This window comes from Enterobacter sp. C6 (assembly GCF_008122455.1).
GTDB classification, from domain to species: domain Bacteria; phylum Pseudomonadota; class Gammaproteobacteria; order Enterobacterales; family Enterobacteriaceae; genus Enterobacter; species Enterobacter pseudoroggenkampii.
This window is the reverse complement of record NZ_QPFW01000235.1, coordinates 1-24,063: the sequence shown is the minus strand read 5'-3', so window position 1 is coordinate 24,063 and position 24,063 is coordinate 1. Positions and strand designations below refer to the sequence as shown.

General features: G+C 57.5%; 25 protein-coding genes and 1 other RNA gene. 9 read left to right on the top strand and 17 right to left on the bottom strand.

All coding sequences use genetic code 11. The features are described 5' to 3' along the window. The first annotated feature begins 85 nt into the window (after positions 1-85). Positions 86-553, top strand: a complete 468-nt coding sequence (locus DOU50_RS16065; protein ID WP_148769744.1) for a YlaC family protein — start codon at positions 86-88, stop codon at positions 551-553. Here DOU50_RS16065 and DOU50_RS16060 read toward each other — a convergent pair. Next, on the bottom strand, positions 525-1,985 hold the full coding sequence (locus DOU50_RS16060) for a PLP-dependent aminotransferase family protein (RefSeq protein WP_148769743.1): 1,461 nt from the start codon (positions 1,983-1,985) through the stop codon (positions 525-527). The genes DOU50_RS16065 and DOU50_RS16060 overlap by 29 nt on opposite strands. Before the next feature lie 101 nt (positions 1,986-2,086). On the opposite strand from DOU50_RS16060, the gene DOU50_RS16055 reads away from it, so the two are divergent. Beyond that, positions 2,087-2,797 carry a GNAT family N-acetyltransferase gene (locus DOU50_RS16055; RefSeq protein ID WP_148769742.1) on the top strand — a complete coding sequence of 237 codons (711 nt, stop codon included), beginning with the start codon at positions 2,087-2,089 and terminating at the stop codon, positions 2,795-2,797. On the opposite strand, the gene ykgO is transcribed toward DOU50_RS16055, so the two are convergent. Continuing rightward, positions 2,794-2,934: a type B 50S ribosomal protein L36 gene (ykgO, locus tag DOU50_RS16050; protein WP_003859006.1), complete on the bottom strand. Its 141-nt coding sequence runs from the start codon at positions 2,932-2,934 to the stop codon at positions 2,794-2,796. The genes DOU50_RS16055 and ykgO overlap by 4 nt on opposite strands. 2 nt (positions 2,935-2,936) lie before the next feature. After that, positions 2,937-3,197 (bottom strand): type B 50S ribosomal protein L31, encoded by a 261-nt coding sequence (locus DOU50_RS16045; protein WP_006176933.1) that lies wholly within the window; start codon positions 3,195-3,197, stop codon positions 2,937-2,939. Between the two features lie 219 nt (positions 3,198-3,416). On the opposite strand from DOU50_RS16045, the gene DOU50_RS16040 reads away from it, so the two are divergent. Next, positions 3,417-4,982, top strand: a complete 1,566-nt coding sequence (locus DOU50_RS16040) for an EAL domain-containing protein (RefSeq protein WP_148769741.1) — start codon at positions 3,417-3,419, stop codon at positions 4,980-4,982. Here DOU50_RS16040 and DOU50_RS16035 read toward each other — a convergent pair. Further along, a complete protein-coding gene (locus tag DOU50_RS16035) occupies positions 4,975-5,247 on the bottom strand; it encodes a metal/formaldehyde-sensitive transcriptional repressor (protein WP_024906840.1) in 273 nt (90 codons plus the stop codon). The genes DOU50_RS16040 and DOU50_RS16035 overlap by 8 nt on opposite strands. A gap of 133 nt (positions 5,248-5,380) precedes the next feature. On the opposite strand from DOU50_RS16035, the gene DOU50_RS16030 reads away from it, so the two are divergent. Further along, entirely contained in the window at positions 5,381-6,187 is an 807-nt protein-coding gene (locus tag DOU50_RS16030) for a nickel/cobalt efflux protein RcnA (protein WP_148769740.1), read from the top strand. 38 nt (positions 6,188-6,225) lie between these two features. Here DOU50_RS16030 and DOU50_RS16025 read toward each other — a convergent pair whose 3' ends face one another. The 3 genes from DOU50_RS16025 to DOU50_RS16015 all read right to left on the bottom strand — a co-directional run bounded on the left by DOU50_RS16025 (position 6,226) and on the right by DOU50_RS16015 (position 11,178). Further along, entirely contained in the window at positions 6,226-9,315 is a 3,090-nt protein-coding gene (locus DOU50_RS16025; RefSeq protein WP_148769739.1) for a beta-galactosidase, read from the bottom strand. A gap of 102 nt (positions 9,316-9,417) precedes the next feature. Then, positions 9,418-10,488 carry a LacI family DNA-binding transcriptional regulator gene (locus tag DOU50_RS16020; protein WP_148769738.1) on the bottom strand — a complete coding sequence of 357 codons (1,071 nt, stop codon included), beginning with the start codon at positions 10,486-10,488 and terminating at the stop codon, positions 9,418-9,420. 78 nt (positions 10,489-10,566) lie between these two features. Next, the gene (locus tag DOU50_RS16015; RefSeq protein ID WP_032646175.1) at positions 10,567-11,178 is read right to left on the bottom strand and encodes a YczE/YyaS/YitT family protein; all 612 of its coding nucleotides are present in this window, start codon (positions 11,176-11,178) and stop codon (positions 10,567-10,569) included. Positions 11,179-11,264: 86 nt separating this feature from the next. Between DOU50_RS16015 and DOU50_RS16010 the strand changes: the two genes are divergently transcribed. Beyond that, positions 11,265-12,686: a PLP-dependent aminotransferase family protein gene (locus DOU50_RS16010; protein WP_148769737.1), complete on the top strand. Its 1,422-nt coding sequence runs from the start codon at positions 11,265-11,267 to the stop codon at positions 12,684-12,686. A gap of 83 nt (positions 12,687-12,769) precedes the next feature. Here the strand turns inward: DOU50_RS16010 and DOU50_RS16005 are convergent, their stop codons facing one another. The 3 genes from DOU50_RS16005 to ffs form a co-directional block, all read right to left on the bottom strand. Then, positions 12,770-12,985, bottom strand: a complete 216-nt coding sequence (locus DOU50_RS16005; protein WP_008503298.1) for a hypothetical protein — start codon at positions 12,983-12,985, stop codon at positions 12,770-12,772. Further along, positions 12,982-13,233 carry a hypothetical protein gene (locus DOU50_RS16000; RefSeq protein WP_023310587.1) on the bottom strand — a complete coding sequence of 84 codons (252 nt, stop codon included), beginning with the start codon at positions 13,231-13,233 and terminating at the stop codon, positions 12,982-12,984. The genes DOU50_RS16005 and DOU50_RS16000 overlap by 4 nt, the downstream gene beginning before the upstream one ends. Positions 13,234-13,494: 261 nt before the next feature. Then, positions 13,495-13,591, bottom strand: an RNA gene (gene ffs / locus DOU50_RS15995) — signal recognition particle sRNA small type. Between the two features lie 170 nt (positions 13,592-13,761). On the opposite strand from ffs, the gene DOU50_RS15990 reads away from it, so the two are divergent. Continuing rightward, positions 13,762-14,073, top strand: a complete 312-nt coding sequence (locus DOU50_RS15990) for an MGMT family protein (RefSeq protein ID WP_061715865.1) — start codon at positions 13,762-13,764, stop codon at positions 14,071-14,073. A 30-nt stretch (positions 14,074-14,103) separates the two neighbouring features. Here DOU50_RS15990 and DOU50_RS15985 read toward each other — a convergent pair whose 3' ends face one another. Continuing rightward, positions 14,104-14,631 carry a YbaY family lipoprotein gene (locus tag DOU50_RS15985; RefSeq protein WP_024906833.1) on the bottom strand — a complete coding sequence of 176 codons (528 nt, stop codon included), beginning with the start codon at positions 14,629-14,631 and terminating at the stop codon, positions 14,104-14,106. Between the two features lie 200 nt (positions 14,632-14,831). Here DOU50_RS15985 and tesB point away from each other — a divergent pair, with 200 nt between their 5' ends. Beyond that, complete coding sequence (gene tesB / locus DOU50_RS15980) at positions 14,832-15,692, top strand: acyl-CoA thioesterase II (protein WP_032641972.1); 861 nt, start codon at positions 14,832-14,834, stop codon at positions 15,690-15,692. 191 nt (positions 15,693-15,883) lie between these two features. On the opposite strand, the gene amtB is transcribed toward tesB, so the two are convergent. The 5 genes from amtB to DOU50_RS15955 all read right to left on the bottom strand — a co-directional run bounded on the left by amtB (position 15,884) and on the right by DOU50_RS15955 (position 21,803). Next, positions 15,884-17,173 carry an ammonium transporter AmtB gene (gene amtB / locus DOU50_RS15975; protein WP_061715867.1) on the bottom strand — a complete coding sequence of 430 codons (1,290 nt, stop codon included), beginning with the start codon at positions 17,171-17,173 and terminating at the stop codon, positions 15,884-15,886. A gap of 35 nt (positions 17,174-17,208) precedes the next feature. Continuing rightward, positions 17,209-17,547, bottom strand: a complete 339-nt coding sequence (gene glnK / locus DOU50_RS15970) for a P-II family nitrogen regulator (protein ID WP_008503304.1) — start codon at positions 17,545-17,547, stop codon at positions 17,209-17,211. Between the two features lie 220 nt (positions 17,548-17,767). Then, complete coding sequence (locus tag DOU50_RS15965) at positions 17,768-19,549, bottom strand: SmdB family multidrug efflux ABC transporter permease/ATP-binding protein (protein WP_061715868.1); 1,782 nt, start codon at positions 19,547-19,549, stop codon at positions 17,768-17,770. Continuing rightward, positions 19,542-21,314 carry a SmdA family multidrug ABC transporter permease/ATP-binding protein gene (locus tag DOU50_RS15960; protein WP_148769736.1) on the bottom strand — a complete coding sequence of 591 codons (1,773 nt, stop codon included), beginning with the start codon at positions 21,312-21,314 and terminating at the stop codon, positions 19,542-19,544. The genes DOU50_RS15965 and DOU50_RS15960 overlap by 8 nt, the downstream gene beginning before the upstream one ends. A gap of 30 nt (positions 21,315-21,344) precedes the next feature. Then, positions 21,345-21,803, bottom strand: coding sequence for an Lrp/AsnC family transcriptional regulator (locus tag DOU50_RS15955; protein ID WP_023310581.1), 459 nt, complete (start codon positions 21,801-21,803; stop codon positions 21,345-21,347). Between the two features lie 115 nt (positions 21,804-21,918). Between DOU50_RS15955 and DOU50_RS15950 the strand changes: the two genes are divergently transcribed. After that, complete coding sequence (locus tag DOU50_RS15950) at positions 21,919-22,965, top strand: PLP-dependent cysteine synthase family protein (protein WP_148769735.1); 1,047 nt, start codon at positions 21,919-21,921, stop codon at positions 22,963-22,965. Positions 22,966-23,006: 41 nt separating this feature from the next. On the opposite strand, the gene cof is transcribed toward DOU50_RS15950, so the two are convergent. Then, positions 23,007-23,825, bottom strand: coding sequence for an HMP-PP phosphatase (gene cof, locus DOU50_RS15945; RefSeq protein WP_148769734.1), 819 nt, complete (start codon positions 23,823-23,825; stop codon positions 23,007-23,009). A 101-nt stretch (positions 23,826-23,926) separates the two neighbouring features. Between cof and DOU50_RS15940 the strand changes: the two genes are divergently transcribed. Then, positions 23,927-24,063 (top strand): SgrR family transcriptional regulator (locus DOU50_RS15940; RefSeq protein ID WP_148769733.1); only part of this gene is annotated, 137 nt, incomplete at its 3' end.

Below are 24,063 nucleotides of genomic sequence, written 5' to 3'. Positions count from 1 at the left end.
GCGCCAGACTGTTACTTTTTTCAGCCTGATGGCTCCCCTAAAATTGGCAGACACCCTGTATTGTCAACTCTCATGAAGGCAAAAAATGACCGAGATACAGCGCCTGCTTACCGCCACCATCGACGATCTTAACCTCCGCGAAAAGCGCGACAATCGCCCACACTTTAGCATTAGCTTTATTCGCAAACATCCTGGACTGTTTGTCGCCATGTATGCCGCCTGGCTGGCGACGCTTATTGTAATGCTGACATCCGAAACGCTGGTGGACTCCGTCTGGCTGCTGGTTGTACTGTTTGTCGTCTTTAACGCCTTTTTCTTTTTCGACGTGAATCCGCGCTACCGTTACGAAGATATCGACGTGCTCGATTTCCGGGTCTGCTACAACGGCGAATGGTACAACACGCGTTTCGTGCCAGCGGAACTGATCGAAAACATCCTGCATTCTCCGGCGGTTGAAGCCGGGCAAAAAGAGAAGCTGCAGAAAATGGTCTCCACTAAAGGACAGCTCTCTTTCTATGATGTCTTTAGCCTTTCCCGCCCTGCTGCTGCGTAATGAGCGCCTGCAGACGTCGGATCCCCGGGGCAAACTGAGAAGCAGAGGTATTGCCGTAACCTAAAACCAGACCGGTTTGCCCCTGCTTCGCCTCCAGGTAGTACCCGCTCAGTGCAGCGGGGGCCAGTTGAAACGCCCTCGCCTGCTCCACCAGTTTCTGGTCATCAATATCGTCTATCGCCAGCGTCAGATGCATCCCGCCTTCACCGGCCAGAATACGGTGCGGCGCATGAAGCTCTGCGCCCAGCACCTCCCGCAGCTGGCGATAGCGTTTACGGTAGAGCCGACGCATGGCGGCAAGATGGCGAGCGTAATGACCGTCCTCAATGAACAGCGCCAGCGTGCGCTGTTCGGCACGATGCCCACCGCGCAACAGCGAGCCGATGGCCGGGCGAGCCGCTTTCGCCAGCGCTGGCGGTAACACCATGAACCCCATTCGGAGCGACGGAAACAGCGTTTTACTGAACGTCCCCAGATACACAACGGGCGCATTGTTGACCATTCCCAGCATCGCCGGTACGGGCTCACCGGCATAACGGAACTCGCTGTCGTAATCATCTTCAATGATCCACGCGTTGTGCTGCCCGGCCAGTTCCAGCAGCGCCAGCCGCCGCCGCGCGCTGAGCACGCTCCCGTAAGGGAACTGGTGCGAAGGTGAGGTAAAAATCAGTGAGGGTGCAGGCGCATCCAGCCCTTCCCAGCACATTCCCTCGTCATCAACCGGTATTCCCGTCATTGCCAGGCCGGTTTTAACAAACGCGCTTTTTGCCCCGCTATAGCCGGGGTTTTCTACCCAGGCGATATCCCCCGGCTCGCTCAACAGCATCGTACACAGGTTGACGCCTTCAAGCGCGCCTTCGGTTATCACAATCTGGCTGGCGTCGCAGTCAATACCCCGGGACAGGGCAAGATGTCGGGCAATCGCGGCCCGCAGCGACGGCTCGCCGGCCGGGTCGCCATACCCTAGCAGAGCATTTCCCTCCTCCCGCATCACGCGATCGTACAGTCGCCGCCACAGCGGCAGCGGAAAATAGTTGATGGCCGGCGTGCCTGGGGTAAACGCCAGAACAGGCGTGTCCCGGGGCACTGGCGCAGGCAGCAGCCCGACCCGTTTTGCGAGCGTGATGGCAGGGTCCGGCATTGTCCGGGTGACGGAACGGTGAGCTAACTGTGCCACCCGCGTTCCCTGGCGATTACGCTGCAAATACCCTTCGAGAGTGAGCTGGTCCAGCGCCGCATTGACGGTATTCCGGGAAAGGGAGAGCTGCAGGGCAAGCGTTCGCGAACCGGAAAGCTGGCTGCCGGATCGTAGCCTTCCGCACAGTATGGCCTCCCGCAGAGCAAGGTAGAGCGCACGCTGGAGCGTCTCTTCCCCGCGTGTTTTCAGGGCTGCGTTGAGCAAGGTATAAAATTCATCACCCGGTATATTCATCTCGCCTCCTCGTGGCACCATCAAAACATAGCGCAGTGGTTCTTTTTAAGGAACCAGCAATTCACTAGTCTGAAACTCTTTTCAACGTCACGGAAATGAAGATGAAGACATTCAATCAGTTCGGACAGCCGGTGGGCGAAGCGCTTACCGACTGGCAACCCCGTCAGCACCCGTCCCGGGTGGTCCTTCAGGGTCACTATTGTCGCCTTGAGCCGCTGCGCGTGGAGCATGCCAACGCGCTGTTCTCCGCCTATTCCCTGGCCGGAGATACGCGCAGCTGGACATGGCTGCTGCGTGAACCCGATGCCACCGCAGAGGAATTTGCCGAATGGGTGGCGAGCGTGAGTGAGTTATCCGACCCCATACACTTTACCGTTATGGATAACCGGACTCAGTCACCCGTTGGAACGCTGTCCCTGATGCGGATCGATCCTAAAAACGGGGTCGTGGAGGTGGGGCACGTTCACTTCTCGCCTCTTTTAAGCCGCACGCCCATGTCAACAGAGGCGCAATATCTGCTGATGCGGTATGTGTTCGATACCCTGGGCTACCGGCGTTATGAGTGGAAGTGCAATAGCCTGAACGAACCTTCTCGCAAAGCCGCCCTGCGCCTGGGTTTTCAGTTTGAGGGGCGCTTTCGCCAGGCGCTGGTGATAAAAGGCCACAACCGGGATACCGACTGGTTTTCGATTCTCGATAAAGAGTGGCCGACGCTGGCGAACGCCTTTGAACGCTGGCTTGCCACCGACAATTTTACTGCCGATGGCAAACAGAAAAGATCCCTGGAAAGCTGGCGAGAAACGCGCGTCTAGCGTCTTTTTTTACGTCCCTGAACCGCCTTAAAGCGCGGATTGGATTTGCAAATCACGTATAAGCGTCCCTTGCGTTTGACTATCTGGCAATCCGGGTGACGCTGCTTTGCACTGCGTAATGAGTTAAGTACCTGCATGGTTAGCCCCGCTTCGCATTGAGAAAGCCGCCAAAACGCTTGCGGAAGCGCGCTGCGCTACCGTCCGTGGAGAACGTTTTCTGCTTACCGGTATAAAACGGGTGCGATTTTGAAGAAACCTCGATGGTGATATACGGATATGTTTCACCGTCGAGTTCAATTTCGCGGTCGGTCTTAATGGTTGAGCCAACCTTGAAGTATTCATTCGCGCTGGTGTCGTGGAAGACCACGGTGCGATAGGCTGGATGGATATTGGGTTTCATCGTCAATCCTTTATGTTTTGTTATAACATAACAAAATAATATCCAGGACAGGTTCTAAAAACAACCCCTTCCTTCTGACGATATTTTCTGGTTTACCTGAGATAAAATGAAAACCAGGCCAGCCACGTGCTATAACTATATCATTTCGCGGTAAAATCTTTCTCTTCAGGCAGGGAACTCAGTGCTCAGGAACGGGTATACGAGGAAGGACACGACAGCATGAAAACCCGACATCTGGTCAGTCTGGTGACTGGCGTACTCATCTTTTCCGTGCTGGTCCCCATTTGCCTGAGCATCTGGCTGGCCCATCGCCAGGCGGAAGATAAATTTGTCGATGCGCTGGAAAACTATGCCTCACGCGTGCTGATACGCACCGACAAGGTCGTGGATCAGGCGAAAGAAGCGCTTAATCATCTGCAGGCCTTTGAGGGCGTGCCGTGCAGCCCGTTGCAGTTAAGGGAGATGCGACGGGTCGCTTTCTCGTGGCGATACGTTCAGGAAGTGATTTATATCGACAACCTCAGGCCGCTCTGCTCCTCTCTTGAGCAAACCAGCCATGCCGCCCCTTTCCCCCCGCCGATGCGCATTACCGAAGACGGTTACAGCGCATGGCTGACCACGCAAAACGATCTTGGGTTTCATCGCTACATGGCGGTGCTGGGGCAAGGTCATTACCTTGTCCTGGTCGATCCGGCCTCACTGGTGGATGTCATCCCTTTCGGCGAGATAGCGATTGATGCTGCCCTGGTAGGAAGCACAACACACCGTATCTTCGCCAGCAGCAATACACTCGATCCGCATATCCGTGACATGATCAAAGGTCAGGAGATGACCAGCATACAGTACGACGGTTCAATGTACGTTATGAAGCCTGTACCAGAACTGGGGTTTACCGTTGTCGCATGGGCTACGCTCAAACCACTGGCGGAAACCTGGCACCGGCAGCTGCTTTTATGGCTCCCCTTCGGCATCCTGATAAGCCTGCTTGCCGCGCTCTTTGTCCTGCGGATACTGCGTCGCATTCAGTCGCCGCGCAACCGCCTGCTTGACGCCATTAACAGCCGCGATTTTGTGGTTCACTATCAGCCCATCGTGGCGCTGTGTAGCGGAAAAATTGTCGGCGCAGAAGCGCTGACGCGCTGGCCGCAGCCGGACGGAAGCAGCCTCTCGCCTGATATTTTTATTCCCCTTGCTGAGCAAACCGGGCTTATCTCCCAGCTGACGCAGCTCGTTATCGAAAAAGTGTTCGAGGATATGGGCAACTGGCTGCACCTTCACCCCGATCAGCATATCTCCATCAACCTCGCGCCCGCCGATTTGACCTCCGGCACGCTGCCGCCGCTGCTGAGTCACTTGCTGAACAAATGGAAGGTCCACCCGAGCCAAATCGCCCTTGAGGTCACCGAGCGCGGCTTTGCCGATCCAAAAATCAGCGCGCCGGCTATCGCCGCATTCCGTCGTTCGGGGCACCCTGTCTATATAGATGATTTTGGTACGGGCTATTCCAGCCTGAGCTACCTGCAGGATCTGGATGTCGACACGCTAAAAATTGATAAATCATTCGTGGATGCGCTGGAGTACAAAAACGTGACGCCGCACATTATTGAAATGGCGAAGTCGCTGCAGCTGGCGATGGTTGCGGAAGGCGTCGAGACCGCCGGGCAGCTCGCCTGGCTGCACCAGCACGGCGTGCAGTTCGGACAGGGCTGGTACTACAGCAAAGCGCTGCCGAAAATGGAATTTATCCTTTGGGCAGAGAATAACCTCGGCACGCATTCTACTTAAGATAGGATTTGATCACCTGCAGCACCACGCCAAGATCGGCTTCACGCTGCGCTTCTTCAGGTTCTTTCACCACATGATCGGTTAAATGCCCTTCGATCACCTGCATCATCATGCCGTTGACCGCCCCGCGGATCGCCGCCAGCTGCTGTAACACCTCGGCGCATTCGTGATCGCTGTTGAGCATTTTCTCCAGGGCATTACTCTGCCCCTGAATTTTCTTCAGGCGAGTCAGTAACATTTTCTTGTCGCGAACGGTATGTGACATCTCTCTATCCCTTATTTTTGGCTTTTAAAGCATAACACGCTCTACTCCCCCTGAGTATTTTTCTACTGGGGGGTAGTATTAGACTACTGGGGGGGAGTAGTATTTGCAGACATTTTCCACGCCGGAATCCCCCATGACCGATTTTGCTTCACTCCTGCAGCAGGGTAATGCCTGGCTGTTTGTTCCCAGCGCTATCCTGCTTGGCGCGCTGCATGGCCTGGAACCGGGCCACTCAAAGACCATGATGGCCGCTTTTATCGTGGCCATCCGCGGCACGCTGAAACAGGCGGTACTGCTAGGCCTGGCGGCCACGCTCTCCCATACGGCGGTGGTCTGGCTCGTTGCTATGGCGGGATTATGGTTTGGTCGGGGCTGGGATGCGCATACGTCCGAACCCTGGTTCCAGCTGATCTCCGGGGTGTTGATCGTTGCGATCGCCCTGTGGATGGCGTGGCGAACCTGGAAAGAGAGCCAGCCACACGATCATCATCACGACCATGATCACCATGACCACCATCATGATCATCATCACCATGAACATTCGCTAATTGAAGAAGAGTGGCAGGACGCCCACCAGCGCGCGCACGCGCAGGATATTAACCGCCGTTTTAGCGGTCAAAACGTCACCACCGGACAGATCGTCATGTTTGGCCTGACCGGCGGGCTTATCCCCTGCCCGGCGTCCATCACCGTTTTGCTGATCTGCCTGCAGCTGAAGCATTTTGCCCTCGGCGCAACGCTGGTATTCAGCTTCAGTATTGGTCTGGCATTAACCCTGGTGGCTTCAGGCGCGATTGCCGCCTTGAGCCTCAAGCACGCGACAAAACGCTGGCCCGGGTTTAACGAGCTTTCCCGTAAAGCGCCGTGGATTTCCGCTGCGCTGATTACCGTAGTAGGAATTTATATGAGCCTGCACGGTCTGAGCGGCATTCTGGCGTAAGCCTGCGGCCACGCCCTGTGGCCGCATCTTAATGGTCGTTACGGGTTCTGCTGCCAGCTAAAGGTATAGCGAAGCTGGCGCGTCTGCAGAATGAATTCCGGTGAAACGCTGGGGCTCCAGGAGTCGTCGCCGCCCACGCCCATATGGAACGCGTCGAGGTTGAGCCAGCACCCCGGCTCTTCCCGCAGCAGATGGTGATGGGTTGTCTCGCGCAGCTTCTGCTGGCTGTAGCGGCTCACCGAGAAATGGAACCGGCCATGTAGCTGATGCGTTCCCAGCACCAGCTCCCGCGTATCACAGCGCAAACCATTTTCCGTCGGGAAGATATACGGCGTGTGCATCTCCGCCAGGGGTAATGTCCAGCGTCCCTGCTGTGCCGCCAGCGTTCTGTCCGGGTAGTTTTCATGCGGCCCCAGCCCCAGCCAGGACACATTTTCCGGCGTTTCGGCGAGATGAACGCTCAGGCCAATACGTGCGGGTTCCGGGATATCGGACGCCATATCCACCTGAATATCGCCGTGCAGCCTCCCCTGGTCATCCACCCGCCAGACTTTACGGCTCAGGAACAGCGTTTTGCCATGATACTCCCCGACGTGAAGGGTGTTGACCACAACTTCGCCCGCATGCTGCTCTGCCTCACAGTACAGAACGCGCGAGGTGAGATCGTACATGCCCGCCGCTTTCCAGCGTTCAACCCAGGCATTCGGATCGATCCTCGTCGCTTCACTCACGCCAATATCATTGTCCAGCGGCGCACGGCTGACGTTATCCGTCAGAGGTGACATCAGCGTTTCCACGCCATTTCGCCACCATTGGGTCAGGTTTCCGGATGCGCGATCGAACTGCCAGCGCTGTTGACCATGCGCGATCTCCAGGATGCGATCGCTTTGCGTTAACACCGGCGGCTCGCCCGCCGGGACTGACGGAGCAATAAAGAGTGGAGCGGGAAGCGGCCACTGATCCCACGCGCAGCGGTGGTCTGCCGGTGACCACGGCGTTGCCCGCGGCTGGCGTACTTCAACATTCAGCCAGACTTCCCCCGGCTCGGCTTTCAATTCTGGCAGAGCGATCTCCAGACGCTGAGCGCCTCCAGGGGCTATCGCCAGCGTCACCTCGCCCGAAGCCAGCACCTCCCCGTCCCGGGCAACCGTCCAGCTCAGCACTTCGTTATCGGTGTAGCGGAACAGGTAGCCGCTTTGCACCTCAATCACCAGCGGAGAGGTGCTAACCCGCGTAAAGGTAAAGAACTGCTGCGCGCGCTGCGCCTCGTACAGCGCCGGGTGCGGCGTGCGATCGGGGAAGACCAGCCCATTCAGGCAGAACTGTCGGTCGTTTGGCTTATCGCCAAAGTCCCCGCCATATGCCCAGAACGAATTGCCCTCTTCATCTTGCTTCGTCAGAGCCTGATCGACCCAGTCCCAGACAAATCCCCCCTGCAGGCGAGGGTGGCTGCGAAACGCCTGCCAGTATTTCGCGAACCCGCCGAAGCTGTTCCCCATCGCGTGGGCGTATTCGCAGAGGATCAGCGGGCGTGTTTCATCCGGCATGCCGATCCATTTCTTGATTGACCATTTAGGCACTGCCGGGAAGGGCTGATCCTGATCGACCCGGGCATACATCGGACAGACAATATCAGTCGCCGCCGTGTTCGCGCCGCCACCTTCATACTGCACCGGACGCGTCGGATCCGTGGATTTCACCCAGCGGTACAGCGCGTCGTGGTTTGCACCGTGCCCGGACTCATTGCCCAGCGACCAGATGATAATTGAGGGATGATTACGATCGCGCTGCACCATACGGGTCACGCGCTCGCTCATGGCGGGCAGCCAGCGCGGATCGTCAGCAAGGCGGCTCATCGGCACCATGCCGTGGGTTTCGATATTGGCTTCGTCAACAACGTACAGCCCGTAGCGGTCGCAAAGCCGGTACCACAGCGGATGGTTCGGGTAGTGCGAGCAGCGCACGGCGTTGAAGTTGTGCTGCTTCATGATCTCGATATCGCGACGCATCGTCGCTTCGTCCATCACCTGGCCGTTTTCCGGATGATGCTCGTGCCGGTTAACCCCGCGGATCAACAGCGGTTTACCGTTGAGCTTCAGCAGGCCGTTGCTGATGTCAACCCGGCGGAAGCCGACATCGCAGGCTTCCGTCTCCAGCACGGTGCCCTGCGCATCCAAAAGCGCGATCGTCAGGCGATAGAGTTCCGGGGTTTCCGCACTCCATAACGCCGGGGCTGTAACCGGGATCGCCGCCGTTAACCGCTCGGCCCAGTTGCCGCGCTCGTCCACAATAGCAGAGCCTGGCCGTTGGGTGGTGCTGCCACAGCGTTCACCGTTGCGCCATAGCGTTATCGCCACGTCGCACTCCGCGTAGTCAGCGCCTGTCAACGCGACCTCGACTTTCAGCACCGCGCGGTCCAGCTCCGCATTCAGATCGGTGACCACATGATAATCCGCAATGTGCGTCTCCGGCTTATGCAGCAGGGAGACATCACGGAAAATGCCGCTCATGCGCCACATGTCCTGATCTTCCAGATAGCTGCCGTCGCACCAGCGCAAGACCATGACCGCCAGGCGGTTCTGCCCGGGGCGTAATGCCGCCGAGAGGTCAAACTCGGCGGGCAATCGACTGTCCTGGGAATAGCCTATCCACTGCCCGTTGCACCACAGATGGAACGCCGAGTTCACGCCATCAAAAATAATTCGGGTTTGCCCGCTCTGAAACCAGGCGTCATCCACGTCGAATGTGAGCGAGTAACAACCGGTCGGGTTTTCCTGCGGCACAAAAGGCGGGTTGACGGGGATCGGGTAGGTGACATTGGTATAGATGGGCGTGTCGAACCCCTGCATCTGCCAGTTAGACGGCACGGGCATCGCAATGGCATCCGCGCAATCTTCTGTTACCCATGCCTGAGGAACCTGCTCCGGCGCTGAAAAGTAGCTAAACCGCCAGATCCCGTTGAGGGAGCGCCTGCTGAGGGAACCAGCGTCATCTCTGGCAGAAGATTCATTACGCCAGCTGTGCAACGGCGCGTGTGCGGCCAGACGGTTCCACTGGGTAACGCCGGGGTTTTCCCAGTCCCGACGGGCCAGGATGTCGCTGAGGGTCAGCGAAGATGTATGAGACATATCAACCTCTTTGCGAAGCGCTCACAATTTTGGTTAACATGCCCTGGCACTCTGCGACGGTAAAGCGCCCAATCGCAGGGTAGCGAGTCCGATCACAAAGTTTTATTTGCGGGCAAGCTGCTCGGCAAGCAAGGCCAGGCTTCTGAGCTGCTGCGCCAGATCCTCGCGTTCGGCCTGCTGCGGCGCGCGGCGCGCGGTGGAATGACGGGTAACCAGCGTCACCGGCAGCTGAACCTGCCAGCACGTCTCGCCTTCGGTGGGGGCCAGCAGCCACTCCACGCTGCGCTCGCCCGCCTCGCGAAACGCCTGCCGAATGGTCGTCAGCGGCGGAGAAAACCAGGCGCTGTCAGCCGTATCGTCGAACCCAACCACCGATATCTGGCCCGGAACCGCTACCCCTTTTTCCGCGCAGGCGCGCATCACCCCGAGCGCCATTTGATCGTTCGCCACCAGAATGGCATCCGGCAATGCGCTACCCGACAGCAGCACATGCCCTTTCTCATAACCGCTGGCCGCGCTCCAGTCACCGCAGGCCACCGCAGCGGCTTCAAGCCCCACCCGGGCCAGAGCCGCTTTCCATCCTGCCAGACGCGCCCGAGCAGAGACCGAGCTCTCCGGCCCGCTCAGCAGCGCAATGCGCTGATGCCCCAGAGAAAGCAGATGCTCAACGCCCAGATGCGCGCCCTGCCCGGCGTTAAACACGAGGCTGTTTACCTGTGCTGAAGGCGAGACATCAAGGAACAGCACCGGAACAGGCGACGCCAGCGCACTGAGCGCTTCGGCGTCAGGATCGTCAAGCGGCACATTCACCAGCAGCGCCTCTACCCGCTGTGCCAGCAGCGCCTGAAGCGCGGCCTGACACTGCTGCGGCTGCTCCACCATGGAAATAAGGACGCTCGCCCCCTGTTCCGCCGCCCGGGATTTTACCGCCGACACGATTTGCGAGGGCGCATGCAGGGCCAGATCGGTGGTGATGAGTCCCAGCGTGCGGGTGCGTTTACCCGCCAGCTGCTGTGCCCGCAGGTTAGGCACGTAGTGCAGCTCCGCCATCGCCTGCTGCACCTTTTCCCGCGTGCGGGCAGAGACATGCTCCGCGTCGTTAATGACGCGGGAAACGGTCTGATAAGAAACCCCCGCAAGGAGGGCGACATCATAGAGAGTGATCGCTTTCATGCATTGTGGCATCACGTGAGTCGTGGCCCATTATTGTGGCACAGCGACGCCGTTAAAACATGTGAGCGCTTCGCAAAATTAGACAACCCGCTCCGGCTGCACGATTTCAGCAACGCGCGGCTTCTGGCGGAACCAGGGCAGACAGAGCTGGATAAGCGGGCCAATGGTCAGGGCATACAGTACGGTTCCCACCCCAAACGTGCCGCCAAGCACGCACCCAATCAGCAGGACGGACACCTCAATGGAGGTGCGCACGCTGCGAATGGACCACCCCAGACGGGCATGAATGCCGGTCATCAGGCCGTCGCGTGGGCCAGGACCAAAACCTGCGCCAATGTACATGCTGGTCGCAATCGCGTTCATCACGATACCCGACACCAGGAAAGCGATGCGAACAGGTAACGAATCCAGTTCCGGAATAAGCGCCATGCTGGCGTCCGCCGCCAGACCGATACAAATCACGTTGCTGATGGTGCCCAGGCCCGGCATCTGGCGCAGGGGGATCCACAGCAGCAGCACCGCAGCGCCGGTCACAATGATCACCGTCCCGATCGTCATCCCCAGCTGCATCCCCACCCCAAGGTGAAAAACATCCCAGGGATCGACACCCAAATCGGAACGAATAAACATTGCGGTGGAAAGGCCATACAGTCCTAAACCGACATAGAGTTGTAGCAGACGACGTACCATTTTTATCTTCTCCAGTGAACCAGGCTTTCATCCTGACCTAAAATGGCACTATGATTAATGTCCAGTTTTCAAATAGTGGACTGCATATGTCATCACGTCGCTTCGGAAGCCAGTCTCTGGTACGCCTTTTAGGCCACTGGCAGCAAGCCTCATCCCGTACCCCGCTCTGGCGACAGCTGGCCGACGCGCTGCGTCTGTTAATCCTTGATGGACGTCTGGCGCTGAATACACGGCTACCGGGCGAGCGTGAGCTGGCCTCCGCGTTGGACGTGAGCCGAACCACCATCAGCAGCGCCCTCGCCCATCTGCGCGAGGAGGGTTATCTTGAAAGCCGCCACGGCAGCGGGTCACGCGTGCTCCTCCCGGATACGCGCGCCGTTCCCACCCTTTCAGCGGCAAGTGCCGCACTGGATCTTTCCACTGCTGCCCTCAATGCCGGGCCGGAGATCCATCAGGCTTATGCCCATGCGCTCACGGCCATTACGCAGCATCTCTCGCTGACGGGCTACGATCAGCTTGGGCTGCCCACGCTGCGGGAGGCCATCGCTGCGCGCTATACCGCGCGGGGTCTTCCTACCCGGGCAGACGAAGTGATGGTGGTCAATGGCGCCGTCAGCGGCTTCGCGCTGGTGCTGCGGATGATGACCGGGCCGGGGGATCGCGTCGTGGTCGATCACCCCACCTATCCGCTGGCGATTGCCGCCATTCAGGGTGCGCAGTGTCGGCCCGTGGGGGTGTCGCTGCCGGAAACCGGCTGGGATACGGATGGCTTCGCGGCAACGCTTGCCCAGACGGCGCCTCGCCTGGCGTATCTGATGCCAGATTTTCATAACCCCACCGGGCGCTGTATGGATATCGCGACCCGTCGGGCCATCACGGATATTGCTGCCCAAACCCGCACGGCGCTGGTGGTGGATGAAACGATGGTGGATCTCTGGTTTGACGCGCCTCCCCCGCCACCGCTGGCCGCTTTTAACCCGCAGGCCACCGTCATCACCTTAGGTTCTGCCGGAAAAAGCTTCTGGGGAGGGCTGCGCCTTGGCTGGATCCGCGCCTCCTCGCGCACGATCGCCACGCTTGCCCAGACGCGGGATACTCTGGATTTAGGTTCGCCGCTGCTGGAACAGCTGGCGATGCTGTGGCTCATTAACAACAGCGAGACGTTTCTGCCCGCGCGCCGGATGATGCTGGCGGAACGACGCGATCGATGCGGTGAACTGTTGCGCGAACATTTCCCGGACTGGAAATTCCATGAAGCGGAAGGCGGGCTCTCTTACTGGATTGAGTTGCCGGGCATGCTGGCGACACAGCTTGCCGCGCGGGCTGAAATTCTGGGGATCAATCTGGGAACCGGTACGCGGTTTGGTTTATCTGGCGCATTTGACCGCTATTTACGGATGCCCTTCTCGCTCGAATCGACAGAGCTTGAACAGGCGTTGCTGAGGATTAAACCGCTATGGCTCGCCCTGAATAAAAACGTGCCATCGTTAAAACGCAGCGTGATCTAATATTAAAATTTTTGAAGCAGATCATAAAAAATAAAAACTGCTGACTGTCACGGATACAGTCAGCAGTTTTCACTAGTCAGGAGTTAATGCTGAGCAGGAATAGGAAAACCTTTCAGTGAAATAACGAAGTTTTCACCGTCTTTCTTTATTTTTGCGCCGGTATCACACCAGTCAGACGCAATACGAAAGAACTCATCACTTCCGACATTCCAGCCAAGACGTACATGCTTCACGTAGCCTGAACGCAACAGATCGCAGGCCTCTTTGTAGTCACTGGCAGTTGACAGTTGTTGTTTCATTTTCTCTTCTTCAGAAGTTTGCGTAGAGCTTTGATTTCTTTAGGAGTAAAAGGAGAAACACTCTCTTCTTCCGTGTGCTGATTATCAATATCCTCTTCCGATACTCCCGCCTCTTCTACTGCTTCGAACGCCAGCAGCAGCAGTTTCTCTGTCGTCACGCTTAAATTCTCGTTATTCACTTCCGCATAGTGGCGAAGTCTTTCTTTCAGCGCATCATCAATCTTAACGTTTAATACCGCTGTAGCCATGTTTGTCACTTCCCTTCGGAATAAGTACTTTATTTAATACACGAAGTTAACAATCTTATCCAGATATATATTTTTTTGAGTTATGGAAGAAAATAACCGTCCAATTATAAAATGACAGTCTATTATTACAGGTTTATGACAATAATATTTCAGCGGGATGAAATATATATTACACGATATAGGCATAATATTATTGCGGGATAGCGGTTTAAAGGGAGAGGTAAAGCAGGAAGATCTTATGAGGGCAGAAATGGGTGGGGGCCCTGCCAGCTACATCCCGGCACACACGTCGTCTGCCCTGGCTGCTTCCTTCCGGACCTGACCTGGTGAACAGAGTAGCGTTGCGGGAGAACCAACAGAGCCCCCATTGAGAGCGTTGATAACCAACGCGCTGGCGCATTATCCCTGTGCGAGGGCCCAATTGCAAGCCGCCAGGAACCGGATGCTGGTTTCTTGCGCAAACAGGCGCAGCAATCATGAAGATCCTGGTTTACCATAGCTTTCCAGAAACTCCCCACAGGTGAAGGTATGGACGAACACGACTCCTTTCCACAGCGCGTATGGCAAATCGTTGCCTCAATTCCGGAAGGCTATGTCACCACCTATGGTGATGTCGCACGCCTGGCCGGTTCACCGCGCGCGGCGCGACAGGTTGGAGGCGTCCTGAAACGGCTGCCGGAAGGCAGTACGTTGCCCTGGCATCGGGTAGTGAATCGTCATGGCACCATTTCGCTCACCGGGCCGGATCTCCAGCGTCAGCGTCAGGCGTTACTTTCAGAGGGGGTGCAGGTGTCAGGGTCGGGTCAGATCGATTTGCAGAAATTTCGCTGGGAATATTGACCCCTCTCCCGAAGGAGAGGGGGATACACATTACATCTGAGTCGGTGGGGTTGGCAGGGACGGCTGATTGGTCTGCGGCGCGACCGGCACTTCGGTCTGCTGCACAGGCACCAGGTTCAGGTCGATTTTGGTCCCACCGTTGTTAATCGCTTCCTGGACCGTATCGGTAATGAAGACCAGCTTACCGTTAATGGTTACCGCTGCGCTCAGCAGGATACGGGCATTAGGCTGCACGTCCGACGGGTTATACGGCAACACGAAGCTAAACGGCGCCTGCTTGCCTTCAGTACGAACGGCACGCTGAGCCACGACTTTCGACGGTGCGTCGGCCAGGGAAGCATCAGACAGCGTCACGGTTAATACCGCATCCGGCGGCAGCGCAACTCTCTGTTTAATCCAGATGGTACCGGAAACGTTAGGCTGCTGAATGGATTGCTGCGAAAGGGTATTAATCCCGTTCGGGTCTGCTGCTGGCACTGGCACCTGGGCGCTCTTACCGGCACAGGCGGACAACGCCACCGCAATAGCTACACCACTTAGCATGGGCACGAGTTTCATTGAAGTCTCCTTATCAATGCACCAGCGGGATCGATCCCATCCGATGTCGTTTCAATCACATAACGTAGTTAAGTGTGGCACAACTCACTGATTAATGCCTGAAATCATCCTGATATTCAGATTATTCTACCCATCGGACCACTTTCATTTCTGCGTTATACTCAGCCTATCTTTCGCTACGGCGTTTATTGAGGACAACTATGAGTCAGGCACTGAACAATCTGCTGACATTACTGAATCTGGAAAAAATTGAGGAAGGACTCTTTCGCGGACAGAGCGAAGATCTCGGCTTACGCCAGGTCTTCGGGGGGCAAGTCGTTGGACAAGCGCTGTACGCTGCAAAGGAGACTGTCCCGGCAGACCGTCTGGTGCATTCGTTCCACAGCTACTTCTTACGCCCTGGCGATAGCGCGAAACCGATCGTGTATGACGTTGAGGTCCTGAGAGACGGCAACAGCTTCAGCGCGCGCCGCGTCGCGGCCATTCAGAACGGCAAGCCGATCTTTTACATGACCGCCTCTTTCCAGGCGCCGGAGCCCGGGTATGAACACCAGAAAGTGATGCCGCCGGCACCCGCGCCAGACGATCTCAAATCGGAAACGGATATCGCCCGTGCGCTGGCGCATCTGCTTCCGCCTCAGGTCAAAGAGAAGTTTCTCTGCGATAAACCGCTGGAGATCCGGCCGGTTGAGTTCCATAACCCGATGAAGGGTCACCCCGCCGAGCCGAAGCGCCAGGTGTGGATCCGGGCTAACGGCACCGTGCCGGAAGATTTCCGCGTGCATCAGTATCTGCTGGGCTACGCGTCTGACTTCAACTTCCTGCCGGTGGCGCTGCAGCCGCACGGCGTCGGCTTCCTCGAAAAAGGGATGCAGGTCGCGACGATCGATCACTCGATGTGGTTCCACCGTCCCTTCAACATGAATGAGTGGCTGCTCTACAGCGTGGAGAGTACGTCGGCGTCGAGCGCTCGCGGGTTTGTGCGTGGGGAGTTTTATACCCAGGACGGCGTGCTGGTCGCTTCAACGGTGCAGGAAGGGGTAATGCGTAATCGCGGGTGATTATGTGCGGCCTGATGCCCTCACCCTGACCCTCTCCCACGGGGAGAGGGAATACACACTAAAAACGGCAACCTGAGGTTGCCGTTTTGCTTTTACCTTGTGCGGCCTGATGCCCTCACCCTGGCCCTCTCCCACGGGGAGAGGGAACAAACACTAAAAACGGCAACCTCAGGTTGCCGTTTTGCTGTTTATTACGCGTTATACGCATTCTCGCCGTGGCTGTTGACGTCCAGACCTTCGCGTTCCTGCTCTTCAGGGACACGCAGACCGACGGTCATATCCGCCAGTTTGTAGCCAATGAAAGCGACAACGGCAGACCACACCACGGTGATAGCAATACTTTCCAGCTGCACCAGAAGCTGGTGAACCATGGTGACGCCTTCAGCGTAGCCCACACCACCCAGCGATTTCGCCGCGAAGATACCGGTCATGATACAGCCGACGATACCGCACACGCCGTGCACGCCAAACACGTCGCAAGGGTCATCCACGCGCAGCAGACGTTTCAGTGCGGTCACGCCCCACAGCCCCGCCAGACCGGACACCAGGCCGACCAGCAGCGCACCGCCCACACCGACATAACCACACGCAGGCGTGATGCCAACCAGACCGGCAATGGCACCCGAACAGGCACCCAGCAGAGAAGGTTTACCGCGTACCGCCCACTCGCCAAATACCCAGGAGAGGATTGCACCCGCCGTGGCCACAACGGTGTTCACGAAGGCCAGCGCGGCGATTTCGTTCGCAGCACTCGCTGAGCCGGCGTTGAAGCCAAACCAGCCAAAGTAGAGGATAGCCGTACCGGTAAAGACCATCGGCAGGTTGTGCGGTTTAAACGCTTCTTTACCGAAGCCCACGCGTTTGCCAATCAGGTAGGCACCCACCAGACCCGCTACCGCGGCGTTGATGTGTACAACCGTACCGCCCGCGAAGTCCAGCGCACCGTGCGTTGCCAGCAGACCGCCCCCCCAGACCATGTGCGCAATCGGCACATAGGAGAGCGTCAGCCAGACCACCACGAAGATCAGGACGGCAGAGAAACGAATACGCTCGGCGAGCGCGCCCACAATCAGCCCGACGGTAATACAGGCGAATGAGCCCTGAAACGCAACGTGAATATACTGATAGAAGCTGCCCATCAGCGCGGTCAGCTCAATATTTTTCAGCATCACCCAGTCGAAGTTACCAAAGAACGCGTTGCCCGTGCCGAACGCCAGCGAGTAACCGTAAACCACCCACAGCACGCAGACCAGTGCGAACGTCACGGCAACCTGCGTCAGCATGGAGAGAACGTTTTTGCCACGGATCAGGCCGCCGTAGAACAGCGCAATGCCCGGAATGGACATGAACAGCACCAGCGCGGTGCTGATCATCATAAAGGCGTTATCGGCTTTGTCGACCACCGCAGGGGTAGCAGCCAGCGCCAGGCCAGGCAGCAGTGCCAGCGAACCCAGACCCGTTTTAAGTGTTGCTATCTTCATTTTCTCGATCCCTATCACTGTGTGCCAGGCGTTAATTACAGAGCCGCTTCGTCAGATTCGCCGGTACGAATGCGAATGACGCGCTGCAGTTCGGCAACGAAAATTTTGCCGTCGCCAATTTTGCCGGTATAGGCCGCTTTGCTAATGACATCAATGACTTCGTCAAGCTGATCGTCAGCAATCGCGACATCAATTTTTACTTTTGGCAGAAAGTTAACGCTGTATTCCGCCCCGCGATAAAGCTCGGCATGACCCTTCTGACGACCAAAGCCTTTCACTTCGGTGACAGTCAGTCCCTGAATACCCATTGAAGACAATGCTTCGCGCACGTCTTCGAGTTTGAATGGTTTGATTACAACCGTAACCAGCTTCATAGATCCCCTCCAGTCAGAATTCGGTAATGGCCGCAGCTTACGCAGAAGGTATTGCAAGGGGTGTGCCAGAAATGAAAACGAAGGGGAACAACGGTGTGATGAGCGTTACACGGTTCTGTTAAACGCCCGGGTGAAAAAAAACGCACCATGCCGGTGCAGGGTGCGTTTCAGTTTTGCACCAACAGGAATGACTGTTAGCGCGCCGCCTCATTTTAGTGCATCAGGCGCTAAGCGACTCTTCATCACGCACGCTGGCGGCCAGCTCTTCGCCCGCCAGCTGCAGCTGGTACATCTGCCAGTAGCGCCCTTTTGCTTCCAGCAGCTCGCGGTGCGTACCGCGCTCCACGGCCTGTCCGCGATGCAGCACCAGAATGGTATCCGCATCGACGACGGTGGAAAGACGGTGGGCAATCACCACCAGCGTCGTATGATCGCGTACCGCGGCCAGCGCCTGCTGGATAGCCTGCTCGGTACCGGAGTCAATACTGGCCGTCGCTTCATCCAGAATCAGTATCTGCGGCGTTTCAATCAGCACCCGCGCCAGTGCCAGAAGCTGCTTTTGCCCGACAGAGAGATTGTTCCCCTGCTCGCCCAGCTTCGTGTTGATCCCGTCGCTGAACCCGCGCGCCAGCTCTGCCAGCTGCACTTTTTCCAGCACGTCCCAGACCTGCTCCTGGGTGTAGTCTCGCCCCAGGGTCACGTTGGCGTAGAAGGTATCGGCCAGAACGACCGGATCCTGCTGCACCATCGCAACGCCTTTGCGTAACACTGTGTGGCTGAGAGACGCAAGCGGGCGTCCGTCGAGGCGGATTTCACCTTGCGTGACCGGGTAATAGCCCATCAACAGGCTGGCAAGCGTGCTCTTACCACTGCCGGTATGCCCCACCAGCGCCACAAAACCGCGCGACGGAACGTCAAGCGTGATGTCCTGCAATACCAGACGGTCTTCGCGATAGGCAAACGAGACGTTATCAAAGGCGATAGCCCCGCTTTGCAGAGGTCGCTCATCATTGCCGTAGGCCTGACGCGGCCTGTCCATCAGCTCAAAGACGCGCTCACCGGCGACGACCGCCTGTTGCAGCATCGATTGCTGCGTAGTGAGCTCGATCAGCGGCTCGTTGAGGCGTCCCAGATAGCTAATAAAAGCGTACAGCACGCCCACTTCAATCGTACCGTTTGAGCTCAGGCCAAAGAGCATCAGCAACCCACACAGCACCAGCGCCGAGAAAAGGCTCAGCAGCGGTCGCAGCAGGAAACCGTCCAGGCGCAGCGTCTGCATACGCGCCATATAGTGCGAACGGCTGGCTTCGCCCATGCGTTCGCCAAAGCGCGCCTGCTGGCGGAACTGCTGGATGACGCTCATGCCGTTGATCACTTCGTTGAAGCCATCATTGATGTCGGCCAGGTAAGCGCGCACCCGACGCACAATCGGCGTGCTGTAGCGCTGGTAAATCACCATAACAATCAGCACCGCCGGGAAGATGGTGATCGCCACCAGCGCCATGCGCCAGTCGAGGCTGAACATCGCCACCAGCATCGCGCCAATCAGCGCCGCGCTGCGTAATACCGTCGCAACCACGGTGACGTACAGATCGCGGATCACCTCGGTATCGTTGGTCACGCGCGATATCACCTGCCCGACTGGCTGGATATCAAACTCGCTGAGCGGCTGGCGAAGCGCCGCGTCCATCACGTCCGTACGCAGCTGCTGTACAACGCCCACGGCTGCACGGTTAAACAGCAGCGACTGAGCATAGTGCAACCCTGCCGCCGTCAGCTGTAAGCCGACGTAGGCCACGCCTAAACCCGCCACCAGACCCAGCGGTAGATAGCTTTTGGCGACCATGTTGTCGATAAAATAGCTGATGAGCAGCGGACCGCTCACCTCGGCAATTGCTGCAATCCAGAGCAAAAGCACGGCCACCGAGAGCGGTTTACGCCACGGTGAGCCGTAGGCCAGCAGACGTTTAAGCGTCGGCCACATCGTTCCGAGCTTACGCATTGGCGGCCTCCTCATCCTGCTCCGGCGCATCGTCCAGCGCCGCTTCAAGCTGTTGATAGCGGTACATATCGCGATACCAGCCCGGCTGCTCGGCCAGCGTTTCATGCTGCCCGCGCTGGGCAATGTGCCCGTGTTGTAAGACCAGAATTTCGCTGGCTTCGGTGAGCGCTGACAAACGGTGGGCGCTGATAATCACCGTGCGTCCGTCGCCCCACTGGCGCAGGTTATGCAGGATTTCGTGCTCGGTACGGCCATCCACGGCAGAAAGCGCATCATCCAGGATCAGGATTTCCGCATTCAGCAGCAGCGCCCGGGCAATGGAGATACGCTGTTTTTGTCCCCCGGACAGCATGACGCCGCGTTCCCCAACTTCCGTTTCGTAGCCCTGCGGCAGACGCAAAATATCCTCATGTACACTGGCCAAACGCGCCACATGTTCAATCTCTTCCTGCGTCGCCGACGGACGTCCAAGGGCAATGTTGTTCGCCACGGTGTCCGAAAATAAAAACGGCGTCTGGCTGACGACCGCCAGGCGACCACGCCACTCATCCAGCAGTAGCCTGGTCAGGGGAATATCGTGGAAGCGGATATCACCCTCGGTGACGTCAAAGTGGCGCTGGAGCAGCGACAGCACGGTACTTTTGCCGGATCCCGTCGGGCCGCAGATGCCCAGCATCTGGCCCGGCTGTAGGGTAAAGCTGACGTTCTCCAGTACCGGATTCTCCGTATGCGGATAGATAAACTGCCGGACGTCGACGGTCATGACGCCGCGCCCTTCCGGTACCGCGTCGCTGCCGTCAACGACCACAGGCGCTTCGGCCAGCATGGCGCGAATGCGGCTATAGGCGGCGCTGCCGCGCTCCACGATGTTAAACATCCAGGCCAGCGCCAGCATCGGCCAGATCATGAGCCCCAGATACATCGCAAAGCTGGTTAATTGCCCCAGGGTCAACGTGCCCTGCACCACCATCCAGCTGCCGCCGCCAATCGCCAAAAGGTTCGCCATGCCAATCGCGATATAGATCGTCGGGTCGAAGCGGGCGTCAATACGCGCAACGCGCATGTTTTTCGCTCCCGTGTCCGCCGCATCGGCCGCAAACAGCGCAGATTGCCGGTCTTCCAGGCCAAACGCTTTGATCATGCGAATGCTGGTCATGCTCTCCTGGGTGCGATCGTTCAGAGACGAAAACGCCGCCTGCGCCAGCTTAAAGCGCTCGTGCAGCTGTTCACCATAGCGATTGATCGCCAGCGCCATGATCGGCATCGGCAGAAGAGCGAGCAGGGTCAACTGCCAGCTGATCTGCGTGGACATCACGATCAGCACCGCACAGCCCATCACCAGCGAGTCCACCAGCGTCAGCACCCCTTCCCCGGCGGCAAAGACCACGCGATCGACGTCGTTAGTGGCGCGGGCGATGAGATCCCCGGTACGGTGGCGCAGATAAAATTCAGGATGCTGTCGGCTCAGCTGGCGGTAAAAATCTTCACGCAGCTCCACGGCCAGCTGATAGGACGCACCAAACAGCAGCACGCGCCAGACGTAGCGCAGCAGATAAACAATGACCGCCGTCAGCACCAGCGTGCCGACCCACATCAACACCCGTGCGGTGGTGTAATGCTGTTCGGTGACGCCATCCACGACGTACCCCACCACTTTCGGCGGGATCAGCTGCAGGATGGCAATGATAATAAGCAGGGCTACTGCACCGAGGTAGCGTTGCCACTCCCGACGAAAGTACCAGCTTAATTGGGCAAATAATCGCACGCGGTTTGTTCCTGAAGGTATTTTACGAAGTTATTCAATAGGTAATGCTGTGGTGTATTTAATCTGTTCCATGGCGAAACTTGAGGTGACGTCCGACAAACCGGGTACGCTGTTCACCAGCCGCTTGTAGAAATCATCATAGCGCTTCATGTCGGCCACCTGGACGCGCATCAGGTAATCGTACTCGCCGGCCATGCGCCAGAAACCGAGCACCTCGGGCATCTCAGACACCTGAGTGACGAAGCGGCAATACCACTCGCTGCTGTGATGCTGGGTTTTAATCAACACAAATGCCGTCAACCCAAGCCCCAGTTTTTCAGGATCTAATAACGCGACGCGCCCCAGAAGAATGCCGTCATCTTCCAGCTTCTTAAGACGCTTCCAGCACGGGGTGGTGGTCAGATTAACGGCATCTGCCAGCGCCTGCAAAGAGAGGGTACAGTCATTTTGCAGCAATGAAAGGAGCTTGCGGTCAATTTTATCTAGCATACCCACCTCACAGAGAAAATTTTTCTCCCTTCATTCTATTTTAAAGGCCAGATAGCAACAATTTTTTCTGTGCTTTTCGCTATGCTAGGCACAAAATGACAAACGGATAACGACGATGAATAGCACCTGGGTTAAACATGCGATCAGCGAAATCAATGCCGACTATCAGCGCTCGGCGGATACGCACCTGATTCGCCTTTCCCTGCCGGGATTTGACGGCATTCAGCTCTATCTGAAAGATGAAAGCACCCATCCTACCGGCAGCCTGAAGCATCGCCTGGCGCGCTCGCTGTTTTTATACGGTTTATGTAACGGCTGGATTAAAGAGGGTACCACCATTATTGAATCCTCTTCCGGTTCAACGGCGGTATCCGAAGCCTATTTCGCCCGCCTGCTGGGTCTGCCGTTTATCGCGGTGATGCCTTCCTGCACCGCAAAACGCAAAATCGAGCAGATCGAATTTTACGGCGGTCGCTGCCACTTTGTGGAAAGCGCCTGCGAAATCTACGCCGCCTCCGAAATGCTGGCCCGTGAGCTGAACGGCCACTATATGGACCAGTTCACCTTCGCCGAGCGCGCGACAGACTGGCGCGGGAATAACAACATTGCCGACAGTATCTTCCGCCAGATGACCCACGAACCGCATCCGGTTCCGTCGTACATTGTCATGAGCGCCGGTACCGGCGGCACGTCAGCCACGATCGGACGCTACATCCGCTGTCAGGGCTACGATACCCAGCTGATGGTGGTTGACCCGCAGAACTCCGTGTTCCTCGACTACTGGCAAAACCGCGATGCCGACCTGCGCAGCCCGGTAGGCAGCAAAATTGAAGGGATTGGCCGCCCGCGCGTCGAGCCCTCTTTCATCCCCGACGTGGTGGACGAGATGATGCGCGTGCCGGATGCCGCCAGCGTGGCCACCGCTCACTGGCTGGAAACGCAGCTGGGCCGCAAGGTGGGCGCCTCCACGGGCACCAATATGTGGGGCGCGCTGCAGCTTGCCGCACGCATGCGCGAAGCGGGTCGCACCGGTTCCATCGTCACGCTGCTCTGCGACAGCGGCGAGCGTTATCTTGAGACCTACTACAACGCGGAGTGGGTGCAGGCCAACATTGGCGACATCACGCCGTGGAAAGCGCAGATTGTGCAGCTTGTGAAATAAAAAAAAGCCAGACCGAAGTCTGGCTTGCTGGAAGGGTCTCACTATTCGGGGGAATATGGGAGGTTGTTGTTGTCCAGCCAATGCGTCAAAAAATGGGACACCGCTTCATTACGGCAGTGGCCGATAACCGGCAGATGAGGAAGTTCTGCTTTCAGCTGCGCCATCGCATTCCCCATGATCAGACCGCGACCTACGCTGCCCAGCATTTCGCGGTCGTTCATGGCGTCACCAAACGCCATACACTCCTGCAGCGTTAAGCCCAGGTGGTCGCTCAGAACCGCCAGAGCGGAACCTTTGTTACAGCCCACCGGCAGCACTTCCAGGCAATCCACCGCCGAGAAGGTCAGGTGCGCCCGGTCGCCCAGCGCCTCATTCAGTTGAATCCGTAAGCGGCACAGATCGTCGCGATCGCCGCAGAAGCAGATCTTAGTTACCGCATGGGCGGGGATCCGACGCAGATCGATAAGCTGGTATTTAAAGCCGCTGTAAACATGCGCGTGCAATAATTCCGGGATGTCGCTTCCGGTAAACCAGCCCCGATCGTTAAAGACGTGGATGCTGGCCTGCGTGTCCCAGGTGCTGTGCAGCACGATGTCCGCCACTTCCGGGTTGAGATCCTGCCGGTGCAGCACGTCGCCTTCTACGGAGTGAATTCGCGTCCCGTTGCCGGTGATCAGAAAGGCGTCGAGGGAAAACGCCCCCAGCAGGTGGCGCATTTCCAGCACATGACGCCCGGTGGCAAACGTCAGGGTGACATTACGCTCGTGCAGGCGCTTCAGCGTGTTCAGGGTTTTTTCCCCTAAACGGTGATCCGGCATTAACAACGTACCGTCCATATCAAATGCAGCGAGCCGAGCCATGATTACTCCCGAAATGTGATGCGGTTAACTTGTGCATCAGTATCGTGTGAGATATACGGAAGTAATAGTGAATAGATGATAATTATTGTTCCGGGTTTCTTATGCGCCAGCTCAATCGACTCAACCAGTATCACCGCCTGTGGCAGCCTTCCCAGGGTGCAACGCAACAGGTCACCATCAGCGAGCTGGCCGCCCGCTGTTTTTGTAGCGAACGGCATGTCCGAACGCTGCTGCGTCA